The organism is Micromonospora sp. SL4-19 (assembly GCF_047921475.1).
Lineage (GTDB): Bacteria > Actinomycetota > Actinomycetes > Mycobacteriales > Micromonosporaceae > Micromonospora.
Window position 1 is genome coordinate 230,219 of the sequence record NZ_JBLROB010000001.1, and the last position, 18,359, is coordinate 248,577.

17 protein-coding genes and 1 other RNA gene are annotated in these 18,359 nt (G+C 71.6%); 5 read left to right on the forward strand and 13 right to left on the reverse strand.

All coding sequences use genetic code 11. The features are described from left to right. Positions 1 to 3 precede the first annotated feature (3 nt). The 10 genes from ACNAVT_RS00980 to pruA form a co-directional block, all read right to left on the reverse strand. Complete coding sequence (locus tag ACNAVT_RS00980) at positions 4 to 1,008, reverse strand: hypothetical protein (protein WP_416291872.1); 1,005 nt, start codon at positions 1,006 to 1,008, stop codon at positions 4 to 6. A gap of 39 nt (positions 1,009 to 1,047) precedes the next feature. Continuing rightward, entirely contained in the window at positions 1,048 to 1,518 is a 471-nt protein-coding gene (locus ACNAVT_RS00985; RefSeq protein WP_416291874.1) for a hypothetical protein, read from the reverse strand. 124 nt (positions 1,519 to 1,642) lie between these two features. Further along, on the reverse strand, positions 1,643 to 2,305 hold the full coding sequence (locus ACNAVT_RS00990; protein WP_416291875.1) for a hypothetical protein: 663 nt from the start codon (positions 2,303 to 2,305) through the stop codon (positions 1,643 to 1,645). 84 nt (positions 2,306 to 2,389) lie between these two features. Further along, positions 2,390 to 2,765, reverse strand: a transfer-messenger RNA (tmRNA) gene (gene ssrA / locus ACNAVT_RS00995). 104 nt (positions 2,766 to 2,869) lie between these two features. Beyond that, positions 2,870 to 3,349, reverse strand: coding sequence for an SsrA-binding protein SmpB (gene smpB, locus ACNAVT_RS01000; protein WP_416291877.1), 480 nt, complete (start codon positions 3,347 to 3,349; stop codon positions 2,870 to 2,872). Between the two features lie 132 nt (positions 3,350 to 3,481). Beyond that, the gene (gene ftsX, locus ACNAVT_RS01005; protein WP_416291879.1) at positions 3,482 to 4,357 is read right to left on the reverse strand and encodes a permease-like cell division protein FtsX; all 876 of its coding nucleotides are present in this window, start codon (positions 4,355 to 4,357) and stop codon (positions 3,482 to 3,484) included. A gap of 70 nt (positions 4,358 to 4,427) precedes the next feature. Beyond that, positions 4,428 to 5,108 carry a cell division ATP-binding protein FtsE gene (gene ftsE, locus ACNAVT_RS01010; RefSeq protein WP_416291881.1) on the reverse strand — a complete coding sequence of 227 codons (681 nt, stop codon included), beginning with the start codon at positions 5,106 to 5,108 and terminating at the stop codon, positions 4,428 to 4,430. A gap of 118 nt (positions 5,109 to 5,226) precedes the next feature. After that, positions 5,227 to 6,348 (reverse strand): peptide chain release factor 2, encoded by a 1,122-nt coding sequence (gene prfB, locus ACNAVT_RS01015; RefSeq protein ID WP_416291883.1) that lies wholly within the window; start codon positions 6,346 to 6,348, stop codon positions 5,227 to 5,229. 121 nt (positions 6,349 to 6,469) lie between these two features. After that, the gene (locus ACNAVT_RS01020; protein WP_416291885.1) at positions 6,470 to 6,985 is read right to left on the reverse strand and encodes a PadR family transcriptional regulator; all 516 of its coding nucleotides are present in this window, start codon (positions 6,983 to 6,985) and stop codon (positions 6,470 to 6,472) included. 214 nt (positions 6,986 to 7,199) lie between these two features. Further along, complete coding sequence (gene pruA, locus ACNAVT_RS01025; RefSeq protein WP_416291887.1) at positions 7,200 to 8,828, reverse strand: L-glutamate gamma-semialdehyde dehydrogenase; 1,629 nt, start codon at positions 8,826 to 8,828, stop codon at positions 7,200 to 7,202. 440 nt (positions 8,829 to 9,268) lie between these two features. On the opposite strand from pruA, the gene ACNAVT_RS01030 reads away from it, so the two are divergent. After that, on the forward strand, positions 9,269 to 10,339 hold the full coding sequence (locus ACNAVT_RS01030) for a hypothetical protein (RefSeq protein ID WP_416291889.1): 1,071 nt from the start codon (positions 9,269 to 9,271) through the stop codon (positions 10,337 to 10,339). A 22-nt stretch (positions 10,340 to 10,361) separates the two neighbouring features. On the opposite strand, the gene ACNAVT_RS01035 is transcribed toward ACNAVT_RS01030, so the two are convergent. Beyond that, the gene (locus ACNAVT_RS01035; RefSeq protein WP_416291890.1) at positions 10,362 to 10,871 is read right to left on the reverse strand and encodes a DUF6912 family protein; all 510 of its coding nucleotides are present in this window, start codon (positions 10,869 to 10,871) and stop codon (positions 10,362 to 10,364) included. A gap of 203 nt (positions 10,872 to 11,074) precedes the next feature. On the opposite strand from ACNAVT_RS01035, the gene ACNAVT_RS01040 reads away from it, so the two are divergent. Together ACNAVT_RS01040 and ACNAVT_RS01045 are read left to right on the forward strand one after the other, a co-directional pair. Further along, entirely contained in the window at positions 11,075 to 11,302 is a 228-nt protein-coding gene (locus ACNAVT_RS01040) for a helix-turn-helix transcriptional regulator (protein ID WP_416291892.1), read from the forward strand. Between the two features lie 102 nt (positions 11,303 to 11,404). After that, positions 11,405 to 11,992 carry an Rv3235 family protein gene (locus ACNAVT_RS01045; protein ID WP_416291894.1) on the forward strand — a complete coding sequence of 196 codons (588 nt, stop codon included), beginning with the start codon at positions 11,405 to 11,407 and terminating at the stop codon, positions 11,990 to 11,992. Between the two features lie 143 nt (positions 11,993 to 12,135). Here the strand turns inward: ACNAVT_RS01045 and secA are convergent, their stop codons facing one another. Continuing rightward, positions 12,136 to 15,039 carry a preprotein translocase subunit SecA gene (gene secA, locus ACNAVT_RS01050; protein WP_416291896.1) on the reverse strand — a complete coding sequence of 968 codons (2,904 nt, stop codon included), beginning with the start codon at positions 15,037 to 15,039 and terminating at the stop codon, positions 12,136 to 12,138. A 170-nt stretch (positions 15,040 to 15,209) separates the two neighbouring features. Between secA and ACNAVT_RS01055 the strand changes: the two genes are divergently transcribed. Together ACNAVT_RS01055 and ACNAVT_RS01060 are read left to right on the forward strand one after the other, a co-directional pair. Next, positions 15,210 to 16,367, forward strand: coding sequence for a GNAT family N-acetyltransferase (locus ACNAVT_RS01055; RefSeq protein WP_416291898.1), 1,158 nt, complete (start codon positions 15,210 to 15,212; stop codon positions 16,365 to 16,367). Next, positions 16,364 to 17,491 (forward strand): GNAT family N-acetyltransferase, encoded by a 1,128-nt coding sequence (locus tag ACNAVT_RS01060; RefSeq protein WP_416291900.1) that lies wholly within the window; start codon positions 16,364 to 16,366, stop codon positions 17,489 to 17,491. Before ACNAVT_RS01055 ends, ACNAVT_RS01060 begins: the two co-directional genes overlap by 4 nt. Before the next feature lie 86 nt (positions 17,492 to 17,577). Here ACNAVT_RS01060 and hpf read toward each other — a convergent pair whose 3' ends face one another. Further along, a complete protein-coding gene (gene hpf / locus ACNAVT_RS01065) occupies positions 17,578 to 18,228 on the reverse strand; it encodes a ribosome hibernation-promoting factor, HPF/YfiA family (protein ID WP_416291902.1) in 651 nt (216 codons plus the stop codon). Positions 18,229 to 18,359: the final 131 nt, after the last annotated feature.

An 18,359-nucleotide genomic window follows, 5' to 3' on the forward strand; every position in this document is an offset into this window, starting at 1 on the left:
GCCTCACCGCCGTACCAGGGTGATCGGGATGCCGCTGCCCACGTCGAGCACCACCCGGTCACCGAGCGGCGCCTTCAGGGTGACGCTCGCCGGCTTCGCCACCAGCTGCGCCGTGCACATCTCGGTCGACCGAATCACCCCGCCGCCGAGCACCACCACGTCGTCCCGCTCCAGCACCAGCGGGGTGACATCGCTGTCGCACGCGCCCACCCCGACCCGGTAGTCCAGGCGGGCGCCGTCCACCGCGTCGAGGGTCTGCACGGCCACCACTCCGTCGGGCAGCGGCCGGTCGGGCGCCACGGCCTCCGGTCGGGCGCCGACCGCGCGCTGCGCGACCGCCAGCCGGGCCACCGGCACCCGCAGCTCCGCCACGGTGAACAGCCAGGCCGGCACCTCCGCCAGGCCACGGCTGGTCCGCGCCGGCGCGCTGCCCAGCTTCACCCCGGTGACCGTCAGCGGAACGCAGGGGGTGTCCAGGTGGGTGGCGACCGGGCTGTCCGGCCCGGGGCGGGTGGGCAACAGGCCGTCCGGCCCCGGCTCGATGGTCGGCCCTCCGTCCTTGAGCCGCCCCGGCCCGGTGGTCGGTGGTGCCATCGGCCGCCCGTCGCAGGCCGGGGGGTCGCCCTGGTGGAGCTGGGCGTACGCCTCGGCGGCGCTGATCAGCGGCACCCGCAGCGTGCCGTCCGGGAACCGGATGGTGCCGTCGGCCGGCGTGGCGGTCGGCAGGGCGATCTGGTCCCGGTACCAGCCGAGGAGGAACGCCTGCTTGGTGTCGCCGTTGAAGCCCGGCTCACCGGTCAGCACGGTGGCCTCCTCGAGCGGCACGTAGCCGCTGCGCCACACCTCGCCCGGCCGCCAGGCGTCGGCCACCTCACCGGCCCGCTGGTAGAACGCCTCCCAGCGGTGGTTGAGGGGGTCGACGGACGGCCCGGCCGGATCGGAGCCGGGCGCGGCGCAGCCGGCGAGGAGCAGAAGCGGCAACCCCAGCAGGGCGAGCGTGCGTCGCATGCCGGTTGGACGCCACGCGACCGCCACCGGTTCCCGCGGTCAGTCCTCCCCGCCCAGGTCCGCCTGGTAGGCCTCCCAGAGCAGGTCCGCACCCCGCTGCCGGTGCCGGTCGAGGGCCCGCAGCAGGTGCGCGACCCGTTCCCGCAGCTCCTCGGCGGTCCCGCTGGTCAGCTCGGCGGCACGCTGGAGAGCGACGATCGCCGCGGCGATGGCGGCGTGCTCGTGGGTCAGCAGGCGTACCCCCCGGTCGAGCCGGGGCGCCTGGTGGAGCAGCTCGGCGTAGAGGCCGGCGGGGCCCTCGGTGAGCCGGACGTGCTCGGCGAACCCCCGCCGGACCGGGCCGAGCTGGACGACCAGGTGCTCCCGCCAGCGCGGCTCCCCGCCGAGTGTGACGAGCGGCCGGGCGAGGGCGTGCAGGTCGCCGAGGGGGGTGGGCCCGGGCTGGCGCGCGGCCGGCGGCCGGGCCGCCGCGGCGACCGTGGACGGCTGCTGGATCGGACCGGTGACCATGGGCACCTCCCGCTGCTGCGCTAGCGCGTACAGCGATGGTGGACCCGGCCGGACGGGCTGTCCAGGGTTCCCGGATGCCTCATCTGCCCCAACCGCCCCGTCAGCCCCATCCGTCCCGATGGCCTCAGCGACCCAGCGGATTGTCCGCCATGCTGCGCAGCTGTCCGGCCAGCACGTGAACGTCGGCGTCCCGACCGCCGTTCGGGCGGCCGGCGGTGATCGCGTCGGCGAGCGCCCGCAGCTCGTACGGCGGCAGGGTGGCCAGCCCCATGCCCTGCAACGGGATGGTGACCCGGCGACCGGTGTCCCGGTCGCGGGCGACCACCGTCGGCACCCGCACCACCGCGTTGCCGCCGGCCTGATAGGCGACCGCCCCGCCGTGCACGTCGGCGGTGGCCAGGTCGACGGTGCGGGTGCCGAGCGCGCCGCGTACGGAGGCCCGGGTCCCCTCCAGCCAGGCGGCGGTGCGCAGCATCCGCAGCAGCAGATAGAGCCCGAGCAGGACGAACGGAAGCCCGCACAGCCCGACGAACCGTGAGGGTGAGGGGGCGCCGCCGGAGCCGTCGGTCAGGTCCGGCGGAAGCATGCCGGGCGGCAGGTCCCGCGCGTCGTCGTACGACGGGAAGGGGTCGCCGTAGCCGGTGAGCCGCGCCAGCAGACGGTCGGCGATCACCGGCAACAGCACGAAGATCGCTCCGAACACGGTGAACAGGCCGCCCACCACTGCGGCGAAGGCCCGCTGGCCGGACCCGGCGCCCACGGAGAGCTGAATCTTCTCGTTCGTCACAGGCGGCAGCGTAGACCGGACCGCCAACCGGGCCGGATACGACTGTGCGCCCCGGTCCGGGTGGACCGGGGCGCACAGGTCAGGTGGTGGAGGTGCCGGGAATCGAACCCGGGTCCTTCGCCGCCTTGTCAGGGCTTCTCCGAGCGCAGCTCGCTGTGCCTCTACTCGGCCCCTCCGATCACGCGAGCGAGTCGGTGTGACGGGCCCAGTCGCTGATTGATCTCGCCGCACGGACCCCGCGACCGGGTCCGATTGGCCAGCCTTCTAGCTGATGCCGGCTAACTGGGTCGAAGGCGCTCCCAGGCCGACAGACTTGCTACTCGCCTCAGGCGGCGAGAGCGAAGTCAGCGCGATTGTTCTTGGCGCTTATTGGTTTCCGACGACCGATTCACGAGACGACGTCGGCTTCCTCGGCTCGCTTCCCCTGCCGCAACGTACGAAGTCGAAACCTGTCACCCCCTCGAAGGGCTGCCCCTGTCGGCAGCGTCACCAAGCCTAACGCCTGGCGCAACCGGATTCATCCCGAGGCCGGCCGGAAACCGACCCCCGGACAAACCAGACTTTTCAGTCGCCCATCCCCTTGCCGCGTCGGCCCACCACACGGGCGATCTCCCGATCGGCGTCCCGTTTGGCAAGATCCTGACGCTTGTCGTACGACTTCTTACCCCGGGCCAGGCCGATCTCCACCTTGGCCCAGCCGTCGGAGAAGTAGACCTGCAACGGCACCATGGTGAGACCGCTCTCCCGGCTCTTGCCGATCAGCCGGTCGATCTCCAGCCGCTTGAGCAGCAGCTTCCGGGTACGCCGGGGCTCGTGGTTGGTCCAGGTGCCCTGCGTGTACTCCGGGATGTGCATGCCGTGCAGATAGAGCTCGCCGTCACGCTCCTGGGCGAACGCGTCGACCAGCGACGCCCGCCCGGCCCGCAGCGACTTGACCTCGGTGCCGGTCAGCGCCATGCCCGCCTCGTACGTGTCGAGGATGGCGTAGTCGTGGCGCGCCTTCTTGTTGGAGGCGACCACCTTGCGGCCCTTTTCCCGTGGCATCGGCGCCACCTCCTTCCTCATCGGTCCACGGCCACCGGCCGCGGAGCGGGGATCATGCTACCCGAATGACAAGGGCCCTCCCGCGCCGTTTATTCCGGCACGGGAGGGCCCTTGGAGAGCCCGTCGCGGTGACTAGACCCGCAGGTAGAAGCGGAGCGTGACCCAGGCCGTGACCGCGCTCACCAGGCCGCCGACGCCGGCCATCAGCGGGAAGATCAGGAAGATCTCGGACCAGGAGACCGGCGTGATCAGGCTCTCCAGAGCGGCCATCGACCCACCGGCCGCCACGACCTTCAAGCCGATCAGCGCCACCAGGCCGAGGATCGAGCCGATCAGGCCGGCGACCACGGCCTCCAGCACGAACGGCGCCTGGATGAACCAGTTGGAGGCGCCGACCAGCTTCATGACCGCGACCTCGCGCCGCTTGCTGTACGCGGCCACCTGGATGGTGTTCGCGACCAGCAGCAACGCGGCCACCGCCATCACGATCGCGATGGCCAGCGCGAAGTTCTGGATGCCGGTGAGGACGCCGAAGACCTTGTCGAGCAACTTGCTCTGGTCGACGATCTCGTCGACGCCCTCGGAGTCCTTGTACTGGTCGTAGATGTTCTTGTACTGCTCAGGGTTGACCAGCGTGAGCCGGAACGACTCGGGCAGCTGGTCCGGCTTGATGGCGTTCACCAGGTCCGGGGCGTCCGCGTACATCTGCTGGAAGCGCTTGTACGCCTCCGCCTTGTCGACGTAGGTGACGTTCTTGATCAGCGGGTCGCCGTCCAGCTTGGCCTTGAGAGCGTCGCGCTGCTCCGGCGGAGCGTCGGTCTTGAGGAAGATCGAGACCTCGACCTTCTCGTAGTAGAGGTCCTTCATGTCGCCGACCTTCTGATAGAGAAGGCCGCTACCGCCCAGCATGAACAGCGACACCCCCATCGTGATGATCATCGCGATGGTCATGGTGACGTTGCGCCACAGCCCGACCAGTACCTCGGACAGGACGTACTTCATCCGCATCGGGAATTCCTCCGGCTCTCCGGCGTGAGGTGTTCGTCGTCAGGGTCTACGGATCGTCAACGAGGACGGATCAGCCGTAGACGCCGCGGGCCTGGTCGCGCACGATGCGGCCGCTCTCGATCTCGATGACGCGGCGGCGCATCTGGTTCACGATGTTGGAGTCGTGCGTGACCATCACGACGGTCGTGCCGGTGCGGTTGATCCGGTCCAGCAGGCGCATGATCTCGATCGACGTGTCCGGGTCCAGGTTTCCGGTGGGCTCGTCGGCCAGCAGGATCAGCGGCCGGTTCACGAACGCCCGGGCCACCGCCACCCGCTGCTGCTCACCACCGGAGAGCTCGTGGGGGTAGCGGTGCTCCTTCCCCCCGAGCCCGACCAGCTCCAGCACCTCCGGAACGACCCGACGCGCGACCGCCTTGGTCTTGCCGATCACCTCCAGGGCGAACGCCACGTTCTCGTACGCCGTGCGGTTCGGCAGGAGGCGGAAGTCCTGGAAGACGCAGCCGATGGAACGCCGGAACTGGGGTCGCTTCCAGGAGCGCATCGACGTGACGTCCTTGCCGTTCACGATGATCCGCCCCTTGTTGGGGGTGACCTCGTGCAGCAGCATCTTGATGATCGTGGACTTGCCGGAGCCGGATGGACCGATGAAGAAGACGAACTCGCCCTTCTCGATCGAGACGGACACGCTGTCGAGCGAAGGCCGGGACGCCTTCGGGTACGTCTTCGTCACTTGCTCAAGCTGAATCACGGGTCGAGAGTCTACGCGGTGTAACCGGAGAGCCAAGCCCCCCGCCCCGTAGTTGCGAGTCGCGTCATCGATTCAGCCGGTCAGGCAAAGATCGATGACGCGCTCCGTCCGAGCCCGGTCACGCACCGTCAGTGGTGAGCTGCTGCTGCTTGCGCCAGCGAATGCCCGCCTCGATGAAGCCGTCCAGCTCACCGTCGAAGACCGCGGACGGATTGCCCGTCTCCTGCTCGGTACGCAGATCCTTCACCATCTGATACGGGTGCAGGACGTACGAGCGCATCTGGTCGCCCCACGAGCCGGCGGCCTCGGTCTTCAGGCCCTGGAGCTTGGCCTGCTCCTCCTGGCGCTTACGCTCCAGCAGCCGGGCCTGGAGCACCCGCAGCGCGGAGGCCTTGTTCTGCAGCTGCGACTTCTCGTTCTGGCAGGTGACCACGATGCCGGTCGGGATGTGGGTGATCCGGACCGCCGAGTCGGTGGTGTTGACGCTCTGCCCACCCGGGCCCGAGGAGCGGTAGACGTCGATCCGCATCTCGTTCTCGGGGATGTCGATGTGGTCCGTCTGCTCGACGACCGGCAGCACCTCGACGCCGGCGAAGCTGGTCTGCCGCCGGCCCTGGTTGTCGAACGGGCTGATCCGCACCAGCCGGTGGGTGCCGGACTCGACGCTGAGCGTGCCGTAGGCGTAGGGCACCTTGACCGTGAAGGTGGCCGACTTGAGGCCCGCCTCCTCGGCGTACGAGGTCTCGTAGACCTCGGTCGGGTAACCGTGCCGCTCGGCCCAGCGCAGGTACATCCGCAGCAGCATCTCGGCGAAGTCCGCCGCGTCCACGCCGCCGGCACCGGCCCGGATGGCGACCAGCGCCTCCCGGGAGTCGTACTCGCCGGAGAGCAGGGTGCGGACCTCCATCTCCTGGACGGCCTTGGTCAGCCCGGTGATCTCCGACTCGACCTCGGCGAGCGTGCCGGGGTCGGACTCGGCCTCGGCGAGATCCAGCAGCACCCCGGCGTCGTCGAGCCGGGAGCGGAGGTTACCGAGCCTGCTGATCTCGCCGTTGACGTACGACAGCTGCGACGTCACCTGCTGCGCCTTGGCCTGGTCGTCCCAGAGATCCGGCGCGGAGGCCTCCTGCTCCAGGCGAGCCTTCTGCTCGCGGAGCTTGTCGAGGTCGAGGACGGCCTCGATGTTGCGCAGGGTGGCGTCGAGTTCCTTGAGCTGTTCGGCGTAATCGGCAGCGGTCACGACAGACAAGCGTACTGCGCGGGCGAGCGCTCAGCGTGCCTGCCCCGCGGTCACCCGCGAAAAGTCCGCGCGGCACCACCCGAAGGCCGCTCACCGCGGCCGCCCGGCCCGCCCGGGGCGGTCAGCCGACCGGTGCGGCCTTGAGCCAGGACAGGGCCGCCTTGTGGTAGGCGACGGCGAACTCCAACGCGCTGGCGTCGTAGTTGTCGCCTTCCTTCTTGGCGTTCTTGACCTGCTCACGCGCCGCCGCGAGGGCCTCGGCGTGGTACTCGTTCGCCGACGCGTACAGGTTCTTGAGCTGAGTCTGGGAGTGCAGGCCGCCGAAGGCGATCCGCAGCGCGACCGGGTTACGGATGGTGTCCTTGCCGGGGTTTTCGGCCAGCCAGCGGGAGAATGTCCGTTTTCCGGCCGCCGTGATCGCGTACGGTTGGCTCATCCGCGGGCCGGGCTTACCGAGCCGCACCATGCCCTTCTCAGCCAGCACCGGAAGCTCCCGGTAGACCTGACTGCGGGTCATCGACCAGTACGGCGCCAGTCGGCGCTCGGCGGCGGCCATGAGCTGGCCGCCTGTCATCGGGCCCTCGTGCAGCAGCCCCAGCAGGGCCGCCGCGGTCGGGTTGACTCCGGTTTCCGCCATGCCCTCTAAGCTGCCACTTTGCCCGACCCGGCGTCCAGGATTTGCCGTTTTCGGCACCGGTTGGGTCGTCCGATGTGCACTGTCGGTGGACGACAGTCCGCCGGGGACCGCCGGAGACTCCCCCGGGCGGTCACCGTTGGTGGCCGCCGGGCCGCCGGATGGCCCGGCCGGGCCGCCGGTGGCACTCCGCGCGCCACCGGCGGCCTTCGCCGGTTCAGCCCATGTGGGGGTACCCGTGGTCGGTCGGCGGGACGAAGGTCTCCTTGATCGTCCGCGGCGACATCCAGCGGACCAGGTTGTGCCAGGAGCCCGCCTTGTCGTTGGTGCCACTGGCCCGGGCGCCGCCGAAGGGCTGCTGCCCGACCACCGCGCCGGTCGGCTTGTCGTTGATGTAGAAGTTGCCGGCCGCGTACCGCATCTTCTCGGCCACCTGGTCGACCACCCGGCGGTCGGTCGCGAAGATCGACCCGGTCAGCGCGTACGGGGCGATCGACTCGGCCTGCGCGACCACCTCGTCGAAGCGGGCGTCGTCGAAGACGTGCACGCCGAGGATCGGACCGAAGTACTCGGTGGTGAAGGTCTCGTGCGCGGCGTCGGAGCACTCGAAGAGCGTCGGCCGGACGAAGTATCCGACCGAGTCGTCGGCGGTGCCACCGGCCAGGACCCGGCAGGTGTCGTCACCGTTGATCAGCTCCAGCGCGGCGGTGTGCCGGCCGAACGCCTTGTCGTCGATCACCGCGCCGCCGAAGTTGCGGAAGTCGGTGACGTCGCCGTACGCCAGCGAGTCGGCGGTGGCGGCCAGCCGGTCCCGCAGCCCGCCCTCCCAGATCGACCGGGGGATGTACGCCCGGGACGCGGCCGAGCACTTCTGCCCCTGGTACTCGTATGCGCCGCGGATGAGCGCGGTGTGCAGGGCGTCCACGTCGGCGCTGGTGTGCGCGACCACAAAGTCCTTGCCGCCGGTCTCGCCGACCAGACGCGGGTAGCCCCGGTACCGGGCGATGTTCTCGCCGACGGTCCGCCACAGGTGCTGAAAGACCTTGGTCGACCCGGTGAAGTGGATGCCGGCCAGGTCCGGATCGGCGAGCACGACCTCGGAGACCTCCTCGCCGCGCCCGGTGACCATGTTGATCACACCGGGCGGCAGGCCGGCCGCCTCGAACAGCCGCATGGTGAAGTGCGCGGCGAACTGCTGGGTCGGGCCCGGCTTCCAGACCACGGTGTTGCCGAGCAGGGCCGGCGCCGAGGGCAGGTTGCCGGCGATCGCGGTGAAGTTGAACGGGGTGACCGCGTAGACGAAGCCTTCGAGGGGGCGGTGATCGAACCGGTTCCACACGCCCGGCGAGGACATCGGCTGCTCGGCCAGCAGCTTGCGGGCGAAGTAGACGTTGAACCGCAGGAAGTCGATGAACTCGCAGGCAGCGTCGATCTCGGCCTGGACGGCCGTCTTGGACTGGCCGAGCATGGTGGCCGCGTTGAGGGTGTCCCGCCAGGGGCCGGAGAGCAGGTCGGCGGCGCGCAGGAAGATCGCGGCGCGCTCCTCGAACGGCAGCGCGCGCCACATCGGGGCGGCGGCCTTCGCGGCCTCGACCGCGGCGCGGGCGTCGTCGTGGGTGGCGTGCCCGGTGACGCCGAGCACGTGGGCGTGCTTGTGCGGCTGGACCACGTTGATCGACTCGCCACCGGCCATCCGCTGCTCGCCGGCGATGGTCATCGGCAGCTCGATCTGCTCGGCGGCGAGCTCGGCCAGCCGTCGCTGGAGCCGCTCCCGGTCGGCGCTGCCGGGCTCGTAGGTGTTGACCGGCTCGTTGCGCGGCTCGGGTACGGAGAACACGGCGTCCATCACAGCTCCTGTGCGATCTCGACGGCGATGGCGAAACCGGCCCCGCGGCACCGGCCGGGCGGCCGGGTGCCGGACACCGCGCGGCGGACCGGTCGCGGCGGCGGGACCTCGGCCGATTCTTTCATGCGACACGCCCGCCCCACCCCCGCCGTCCCTCCTCCGGCCGCCCCGCCCGGAGGTCGACTCGAGAGACCGGGACGCACCCCCACACACCGGACCGTAGGCAGGAACCCATCCTCATCCGACGAACCATCAGCCAGGCCGCCTCTCCACCTGCGATCCGTCATCGGCCCGGATCGCCACCGGCATCGCCGTGCGCCCTGATGCACGGGCACGTGAGGCGGGTTCGGAAGGGCCTCCGGGGGCGACGCGTACCCTGGATTGCCGGTGACCTGCCCGGCCCGTCGCGGCCGATTTCGGCGTCCGTCGAAGGGAAGACGATGAGCAAGCAGCCCGGCAGCTCCACGGCCGCGGAGCCGGACCAGCCCGAGGCCGACGTGTCGGAGCAGCCGGCGCCCGCCCCGGTCGACGAGGCGGTCGCGGCGGCGGAGGGCACCGGACAGCCGACGTACGCCCCCGGCGCGGTGGTGCTGGCGGTGATCGCGGTCGGCTGGCTGGCGGCGATGCTCTGGTCCACCCGGGCGGCGATCAACAGCACCACGGCCGGCGTCACCGCGATCAGCCTCTCCGCCTACGCGCTGCCCGGCGTCATCGCCGCCGCGCTGATCGCCGGGGCCGCGGTCGCCCTGGCCGCGACCAACCGGCTCGGCCGGGCCACCCTGCGCTTCCTCGCCGCCGTCGGCACCGGCCTGCTGGTCGGGCTCGCCGCCGCGGTGGCGATCAACCTGACGTACGCCGACAACGCGACCACCAACACCATCGCCGGCACCACCGCCGCGGCGGCCATCGTCGGCGGCGCGATGGCGGGCGCCCGCAACGCGAGGATGGTGGGTGGCCTCGCCGCCGCCACGCTGGCCGCACAGGTGTTCGTGGTGCTGTTCAGCCGCGCCCGGGACCCGCTGTCCGACCTGTTCGGGGCCGGGGACACCCAGCAGTCGATGCTCGACGCCGCGAAGTGGGTGTCCCGCACGGAGTCGCTGCTCGCCGGGCTGATCGCCGGCCTGGTGGCCTTCGGCTACCTCGCCTGGGCCCGCCGTCGCGCGGCCCGTCGTGACGGGTCGGCGGACGACGGCTCCAGGTCGCGGCGCGGCGTCAGACGCGCCGAGCTGGAGTTGTCGCCGCTGCGCTGGCCCGCCTACCTGGTCGCCGGGGCCGGGCCGGGGCTGCTCCTGCTGCTCACCGAGGTGATCATCCGAGTGGGTGGGCGCGGGCTGCTCGACCTGGCCGCCGCGCTCAGCGACGCGGACGAGGTGGCGCAGACCACGCTCGGCACCTCGCGGATCGACAACGGCATCTGGGTGCTCTTCGTGGGGGCGCTCACCGCGCTCGTCGCGTTCGGCCGCACGCTCGGCCCGCGTCCCGCCGAGGACGAGGACGAGCCGGCCGCCTGACCGCCGTTTCCGGCGATCCGGCTCAGGAGACCTCGCGCAGCAGCAGGTCCAGCTCGGTCACGTCGTACCACTCCAGCTCGTGGTCCTCGGCGCCGTCGACCGTGAACTGGGCGTCCGGATCGCCGGCCCGGGCGTCGGCGACCACCTCGGCGGCAGCGGCCACGTCGTCGACCGCCTCCGCGCCGTCCACGTGCATCGCGGCGACCGCGGCCACCGGCACCGGCCCGGCCAACCGGACGACGCTGGAGCCGAGCTCGCCGTCGACCCGCCCGACCGCCACGGCCGGCAGGTCCACCGAGACGACCACCCGCCGCCGGGGTGCCGCCGGGTCCGATCGGAGCAGCATCAGCGCGTCCTGGGCGGCCCGGGTGAAGGCGACGTACTCCAGCTCCTCCTCGTCGCCCTCGGCGTACCACTCCCGCAGCTCCGGAGTGACCGCGTGTGCCTCGTCTACCGCGAGCCCCTGCTCGCGCAGCAGCGCCAGCATCGGGACGGTCGCCGGCACGTACACCCGGACAAGCTCGTCGGTCACCGGTCTCTCCCCTGCTCAGGCCCGTCCGGCGGATGCCGGCTCCGGGTGCCGATCATGCCGTACGCGTGACCGTCATACACCTTGCACCCGCCCGGGAGAAGCTCCCCACCGGTGTGTCCCGGCCGGATCGCCGCAACGGCGGCTGGGGCGGGGCGGCGGCTGATGGCAAACTGAGGCAAACGTAGCCGACCTGGGGAGTCACCGTGGAGCCGAGGTTCCTGCTCCTTTCCGACGTGGCCGCCGAGCTCAATGTCTCGGACTCGCAGGTCTACCACATGGTGCGCAGCGGCGAGCTGCCCGCGATCAAGATCGGTGGCCGCGGGCAGTGGCGGGTCGAACGCACTCAGCTCGAGGAGTACATCCAGCGCAAGTACGCGGAGACCGCCGAATGGGTACGCGACAACCCACTCGCCGACCGCGACACGGAGTGATCGCCCGATTCCACACCGGCATTGACGGTCGGCGTTGCCCTGCCCCAGAATGAACAACTGTCGGAGGCAAACGAAGGCAAACGCAACGAACAGGGGTTGAGGATGGTCGACACGCGCCGCCCGCTGGCACCGCGGCCCCCGGTCCGTCTCCGCCCCGCTCCGCCGATCGACCCACCCTGCGTCGACGAGGGCTCGTCGTGGGGCGACGTCGACCAGCTCGCCCTCGACCTGTTCAACCCCCGCCGCCGCGATCCCGGCCGCCCCACCGGGCGCCCCGCCGACCTCCGGCCGGCCCCGGCCGGCCCGGGGCGACGCACCGGTGGACCGCCGGCGGCCGCCCTGGTCACCGCCACACCCGAGGCCGTTCGGGCCGCCCACCGGTTCGTCCGCACCTTCCTGGAAATCGTCAACGGCTACCGGCCGCCCGGGCAGCTCCGGCCGCTCTGCGTCCCCGACGCCGCAGCCCGGGTGGCCGCCGAACTGGTCCGGGCGGCCCGGCGCGGCGGCCCGGTCCGCCGCCGCTCCACCCGGCCGACCCTCCAGCTCCGCCGGCTGCGCGTGTGCGAGCCGCGCGCCGGCGCCGTCGAGGCCGCAGCCGTGCTCGCCGGCACCGGCGCCAGCTGGGCCGTCGCCCTGCGCCTGGAGCATCGGCGGGGCACCTGGCTCTGCGTCACCCTCGACGTCCTCTGATCCTCGGTTCGACCGACGACTGCGGGAGGGCATCGCCGGCCGGCCGGGGCGCCCGAGCGGGCGGCCCGCCCAGGGGAGACCCGGAGACGTGGACGGGCCCCGGCCGTACCCGGCCGGGGCCCGTCGTCGCTCGCGCGGTGGGGTCAGTTGCCGCCGTTGGGGGCGCCGTGGCACCGCTTGTACTTGCGGCCGGAGCCGCACGGGCAGGGCGCGTTGCGGGAAGGACCCTCACCGGCGTCCACCTGCCCCGGAGCGCCGCGCCGGGCGGTGCTGGCCGCGACCGCCTGACCGCTCATCCCGGCGGTCGTCCGGCGCGGGGTCGACGCGGCGGGACGCTCCGGCGCCTCGGTGCGGCCGACACCGAGGGCCGGTGCCTGCTGATCGGAGTTCTCGATGATCGGTGCGCCCCGCCCCGCCTCGCCGTCGACGGCGGGCGCGGAGTATTGCAGGCCCTGCTGCTGCGGCGCGCGGTTGAGGCCCTTGGCGCGGATCTCCACCGGCTTCTCCAGCAGCTGCACCTCCTCGGCCTCCGGCTCCGGCTCCTGGACCTGAACCTCGAGGTTGTAGAGGAAGCCGACCGTCTCCTCCTTGATGCCGTCCATCATGGTGGCGAACATGTCGAAGCCCTCGCGCTGGTACTCGATGACCGGGTCGCGCTGGGCGTACGCCCGCAGGCTGATGCCCTCCTGGAGGTAGTCCATCTCGTAGAGGTGCTCACGCCACTTGCGGTCGATCACCTGGAGCAGGACCATCCGCTCGAGCTGGCGTACCGCGTCCTCGCCGAGCTGCTCCTCGCGCCGGTCGTACGCGGCGTGCGCGTCCTCCTTGAGGCGGGCGAGCAGGAAGTCCTGGTCGAGGCCGGCCCGCGAGCCCACCTCCTCCTCCAGCTCCTCGACGGTCACGGCCACCGGGTAGAGCTGCTTGAGGCTCGACCAGAGCTGGTCGAGGTCCCAGTCCTCCGCGTAACCGTCGCTGGTGGCGCCGGTGACGTACGCGGTGACCGTGTCGTCGATCATGTTGCGGACCTGGTCGGAGAGGTCCTCGCCGTTGAGCACCCGCAGGCGCTCGGCGTAGACCACCTGGCGCTGCTTGTTCATCACCTCGTCGTACTTGAGGACGTTCTTGCGGATCTCGGCGTTCTGGCCCTCGATCTGGGCCTGCGCGCTCTTGATCTGGCGGGTGACCATCTTCGACTCGATCGGCACGTCCTCCGGGATGTTGAAGCGGTCCATCACCGCCTCGACCGCGCCGGCCCGGAAGCGCTTCATCAGCTCGTCCTGCAGGGAGAGGTAGAAGCGGGACTCGCCCGGGTCACCCTGGCGGCCGGCCCGGCCGCGGAGCTGGTTGTCGATCCGGCGGGACTCGTGCCGCTCGGTGCCCAGCACGTAGAGACCACCGGCGGCGGCGACCTCCTCAGCTTCGGCGTCGCAGGCCTGCTTCCACTCGGGCAGGACCTCCTCCATCGCCTTGGCGTACTCCTCCGGCTGCTCGACCGGGTCGAGGCCGCGCTGGCGCAGCTCGTTGGCGGCGAGGAACTCGGCGTTACCGCCGAGCAGGATGTCCGTACCACGGCCGGCCATGTTGGTGGCGACGGTGACCGCGCCCTTGCGCCCGGCCTGGGCGACGATCTCCGCCTCCTTGGCGTGAAACTTCGCGTTCAGCACCGAGTGCGGGATGCCGCGGCGGCGCAGCATGTGGGAGAGGATCTCGGAATTCTCCACCGAGACCGTGCCGACCAGCACCGGCTGGCCCTGCTCGTGCCGCTCGGCGATGTCCTCGACCACCGCGTTGAACTTGGCCTTCTCGGTCTTGTAGATGACGTCCGGCCGGTCCATCCGGACCATCGGCCGGTGCGTCGGGATGGTCACCACGCCGACCTTGTAGACCTTGTTGAACTCGCCGGCCTCGGTCTGGGCGGTACCGGTCATGCCCGAGAGCTTCTCGTACAGCCGGAAGTAGTTCTGGAGGGTGATGGTGGCCAGGGTCTGGTTCTCCTGCTTGATCTCCACCCCCTCCTTGGCCTCGATCGCCTGGTGCATGCCCTCGTTGTAGCGGCGGCCGTGCAGGATGCGTCCGGTGAACTCGTCGACGATCAGGACCTCGCCCTCACTGACGATGTAGTCCTTGTCGCGCTTGTAGAGCTCCTTGGCCTTGATCGCGTTGTTGAGGTAGCCGACCAGCGGGGTGTTGACCGACTCGTAGAGGTTGTCGATGCCGAGTCGGTCCTCGACCCTGGCCACGCCGCGCTCGCTGATGGCGATGGTGCGCTTGGCGTAGTCGACCTCGTAGTCGCCCTCGCCGTCGGTGCCCACCTGGAGGCGGGCCACCACGGCGGCGAACTCCTGGTACCAGCGGGCGGAGTGCTCGGCCGGGCCGGAGATGATCAGCGGGGTCCGGGCCTCGTCGATGAGGATCGAGTCGACCTCGTCGACCACCGAGAAGAAGTGGCCGCGCTGGACCAGCTCCTCCTTCGACCAGGCCATGTTGTCGCGCAGGTAGTCGAAGCCGAACTCGTTGTTGGTGCCGTAGGTGATGTCGCACTCGTACGCGGCGCGGTGCTCGCTGGCCGGCCGGTTGGGCAGCACCACGCCGACGGTGAGGCCGAGGAACTCGTGCACCCGGCCCATCCACGCGGCGTCGCGCTCGGCCAGGTAGTCGTTCACCGTGATCACGTGCACGCCCTTGCCGGACAGCGCGTTGAGGTAGACCGGCATGACGGAGGTCAGGGTCTTGCCCTCACCGGTCTTCATCTCGGCGATGTTGCCGAAGTGCAGCGCCGCGCCGCCCATCACCTGCACGTCGTACGGCCGCTGGCCGAGCACCCGCGAGGCGGCCTCCCGGCACACCGCGAACGCCTCGGGCAGCAGGTCGTCGAGGGTCTCGCCATCGGCGAGCCGCTCCTTGAACTGGTCGGTCATGGCGCGCAGCTCGTCGTCGCTGAGGTTGACGTAGTCGTCCTCGATCGAGTTGACGGCGGCAGCGATGGCCTTGAGCCGACGCACCATACGGCCCTCGCCGGCGCGAAGGACCTTTTCCAGAATCGACACGGATCAACGCTCCCCTAGACGGTCTCGAACCATCGTAGGCGCTCCATCGCGGTGGTGGTCACTGGTGGCGGTGGTCCGGCTCCCCGAACCCGACATAACGCCTCACCGACACGCCGGCGGGCGGGTAATCGGGTTACGCCCAGCGCGAACGGTCCGGCACGATGACCCGAATGGAGCCCGTGGAGATCATCGAGGACGGCCTGCTGCTGCGACCGTGGCGGGCGGAGGACGCCGACGCGGTGCACCGCGCCTGCCAGGATCCGGACATCCAGCGTTGGACCACCGTACCCCGCCCGTACCTGCCCGAACACGCCCTCGACTTCGTCAGCCGGCGGAGCCAGGCGGCCTGGGCCGACGGCACCGGGGCGGAGTTCGCGGTCTGTGACGCGGCCACCGGCGAACTGCTGGCCTCCTGCGGCCTGGTCTCGATCGACCGGGGCCTGGGCAGCGCCGAGATCGGTTACTGGACCGCGCCCTGGGCGCGTGGCCGGGGCGTCGCGGTCCGCGCCACCCGGGCGGTCGCCCGCTGGGCCTTCGACGTCCGCAAGCTGCGCCGGCTGATCTGGCAGGCCGAGATCGGCAACCACGCCTCCCGGCTGGTCGCGCTGCGGGCCGGTTTCCTGATCGAAGGCGAGCTGCGGCTGGCCACGCCGGCCGTCGGCGGGCGCCGGGAGGGCTGGCTCGGTTCGCTGCTCCCGGGTGAGCTGCCCGCGCCCGGCGAACCCGGCCCCGCCGGCCCGGGCACCCTGGCGGCCCGCCGGGCCGCCGTGTTCGGCCGCCCGCAGCCCGTCCTGTTCGCCACGGCGGGCGCCACCGAGCTGCGGCTGCGCCCGCTCGAGGAGCGCGACCTGGACGCGCTCGTGGCGACCTGCCAGGACGACCAGACGGTGCGCTGGACCAGCGTCCCGCACCCCTACCAGCCGGAGCACGCCGCGAGCTTCCTGCGGGACATCGCCCAGCCGACCTGGGCCCGGGGCACCGGCGCCAACTACGCCATCGCCGATGCCGACGACCGGTACGCCGGCTCGATCGACCTGCGGATCTCTCCTGCCGACCCGCTCGTCGCCGACGTCGGCTTCATGACCGCCCCACACGCCCGGGGCCGGGGCTACATGCCGGCCGCGCTGGGCGCGCTCAGCGCCTGGGGGTTCACCACGCTCGGCCTGGCCCGGGTGGAGTGGCGGGCCAACGTGGGCAACACCGCCTCCCGCCGGTCGGCCGAGAAGGCGGGATTCGTCTTCGAGGGCACCACCCGCAGCGGCATCCAGCAGCGGAGCGAGCGGCCGGACGTCTGGGTGGCCGCGCTGCTCCCCACGGACCTGACGTGACGCCGGAGACGATCGACTCTTACGCGGTACGCCTGCGGCCGTTCCGCCTCGACGACGTGCCGGACACGGTCGTCGCCTGCGCGGATCCGGTCACCCAGCGGGGCGTTTCCGGCATGCCGAACCCGTACACCGAGGAGAGCGCCCGGTGGTGGATCACCGAGGGCGCACCCGCGGCCTGGGCCGCCGGCGGCGCCGCGTACGCGATCGCGGACCCGGCCACCGACCGGCTGCTGGGCGGCATCGGCCTCAGCCACCCGGTGCCGGCCCGCGCCCAGCTGGAAATCGGCTACTGGGTCGCGCCCTGGGCACGCGGTCGAGGCGTGGCCACCGCGGCGACCCGCGCCCTCGCGGAGCACGCCTTCGCCGCCGGCTGCGCCCGCCTGGAACTGCTCACCAACGAGGAGAACACCGCCAGCCAGCGGGTCGCGCTGGCCGCCGGGTTCCGGCACGAGGGGGTACGCCGGTCGGCCAACCCCGGCCGCGACTCGCTGACGCCTCGCGGTGGCGGCCGGCACGACCTGATCGCCTGGGTCCGCCTCGCCGACGACCCGCCCGGCCCAGCCGACAGGCTGCTGCCCGACCTGCCCGACGGCCGGCTCACCGACGGCGTGGTGGCCCTGCGCCGGCTCGCCCCGGCGGACACCGACCCGCTGCACCGGCTGCACACGCTGCCCGAGGTGGTGGCGAACCGACTGCCGCCGGCGGCCCCGACCCGGGAGTCGATCGAGCGGCGCTGCCGCCTCGCGGAGAGCCACTGGCTGGCCGGCCGCTCGGCCGACCTCGCGATCCTGGACGCGGCGACCGGCACGGTGGCCGGCGGCTGCGCCCTGGTGTACGACGAGCCCGCCAGCGGCCAGGCCATGCTCGGCTACAGCCTGCTGCCGGAGGCGCGCGGCCGGGGCCTGGCCACCCGGGCGGTGGGCCTTCTCGCCGGCTGGGCGTTCGACATCGGCCTGGCCCGGCTCTGGGCCGGCACCCGTCCGGAGAACGTCGCCTCCCAGCGGGTGCTGGAGAAGGTCGGTTTCACCCGCGAGGGGCTGCTGCGCGGCCGACTGCCGGGCCCGGAGGGCACCCGGACCGACTCGCTCCTGTTCGGCCTGCTCGCGTCGGACCTGCCGCGCTGACCGGCGGCCCCCGCTAGCCGGGGTGCCGCGCCTCGCGGGAGCCGTGGCGGTCGACCGCCACGGCTCCCGGCGGGTGTCGCAGGGGGTCAGAGCCCGGTGTCGAGGGAGATGATCCCGTAGTCGTAGGCGTGCCGGCGGTAGACGACGCTCGGACGCCCGGACTCCTTGTCCTGGAACAGGTAGAAGTCGTGGCCGACCAGTTCCATCTGGAACAGGGCGTCGTCGACGGTCATCGGTTCGGCGGGGTGCACCTTCGCCCGCGCGATGTGCCACGGCTGGTCGTCGTGCTCCTGGTCGCCGTCCTCGTCAGGGCGTACGGCGACCGCGGTGGCCGCCCCCGCACCGTTCAGCACGGCCAGGCCCGGCCCGTTCAGGTCGGCGACGGGCAGGTCGGCGGTGGCGGCGGCGACGGAGAGCGGCGCGTGCCGCCCGCGATGGACCCGACGCCGGTCGGCCGCCCGGCGGAACCGGGTGTCCAGCTTGGCGATTGCCGTGTCCAGCGCACTGTAGAAATCACTCGTGCAGGCCTCGGCCCGGATCACCGGGCCACGCGTCACGCAGGTGATTTCCACCCGCTGGCAGTGATCGGCCTGGCGCGGATTGCGCTCGTGGAACAGCTCGACGTCCACGCGAATGAGCTTGTGGTCGTAGCGTTCGATCTTCGCGAGCTTATCGGCTACATGCACCCGGTAATGGTCCGGCACCTCGACGTTACGGCCCTTGACCACGATGTCCACGTGACCTCCCTTGTTCGGACGGTCGTTCGAATCAGTCGTCGGTCGACGTGCCCTGGGAGCATCCCGCTCGGCGTCGACCGATTGGTACGGCTACGCCTCCCTTCCCACGTCGGGGGCGGTTGGGCAAACCT

Coding starts and splice junctions, on each gene's coding strand:
- pruA (WP_416291887.1), bottom strand. CDS start 8,828: ATGGACGCCGTGTTCTCCGTACCCGAGCCGCGCAACGAGCCGGTCAAC.
- ACNAVT_RS01020 (WP_416291885.1), bottom strand. CDS start 6,985: ATGGCGGAAACCGGAGTCAACCCGACCGCGGCGGCCCTGCTGGGGCTG.
- ACNAVT_RS01045 (WP_416291894.1), top strand. CDS start 11,405: ATGGTCGACACGCGCCGCCCGCTGGCACCGCGGCCCCCGGTCCGTCTC.
- ACNAVT_RS01055 (WP_416291898.1), top strand. CDS start 15,210: ATGGAGCCCGTGGAGATCATCGAGGACGGCCTGCTGCTGCGACCGTGG.
- ACNAVT_RS01030 (WP_416291889.1), top strand. CDS start 9,269: ATGAGCAAGCAGCCCGGCAGCTCCACGGCCGCGGAGCCGGACCAGCCC.
- ACNAVT_RS00985 (WP_416291874.1), bottom strand. CDS start 1,518: ATGGTCACCGGTCCGATCCAGCAGCCGTCCACGGTCGCCGCGGCGGCC.
- smpB (WP_416291877.1), bottom strand. CDS start 3,349: ATGCCACGGGAAAAGGGCCGCAAGGTGGTCGCCTCCAACAAGAAGGCG.
- ftsX (WP_416291879.1), bottom strand. CDS start 4,357: ATGCGGATGAAGTACGTCCTGTCCGAGGTACTGGTCGGGCTGTGGCGC.
- ACNAVT_RS00980 (WP_416291872.1), bottom strand. CDS start 1,008: ATGCGACGCACGCTCGCCCTGCTGGGGTTGCCGCTTCTGCTCCTCGCC.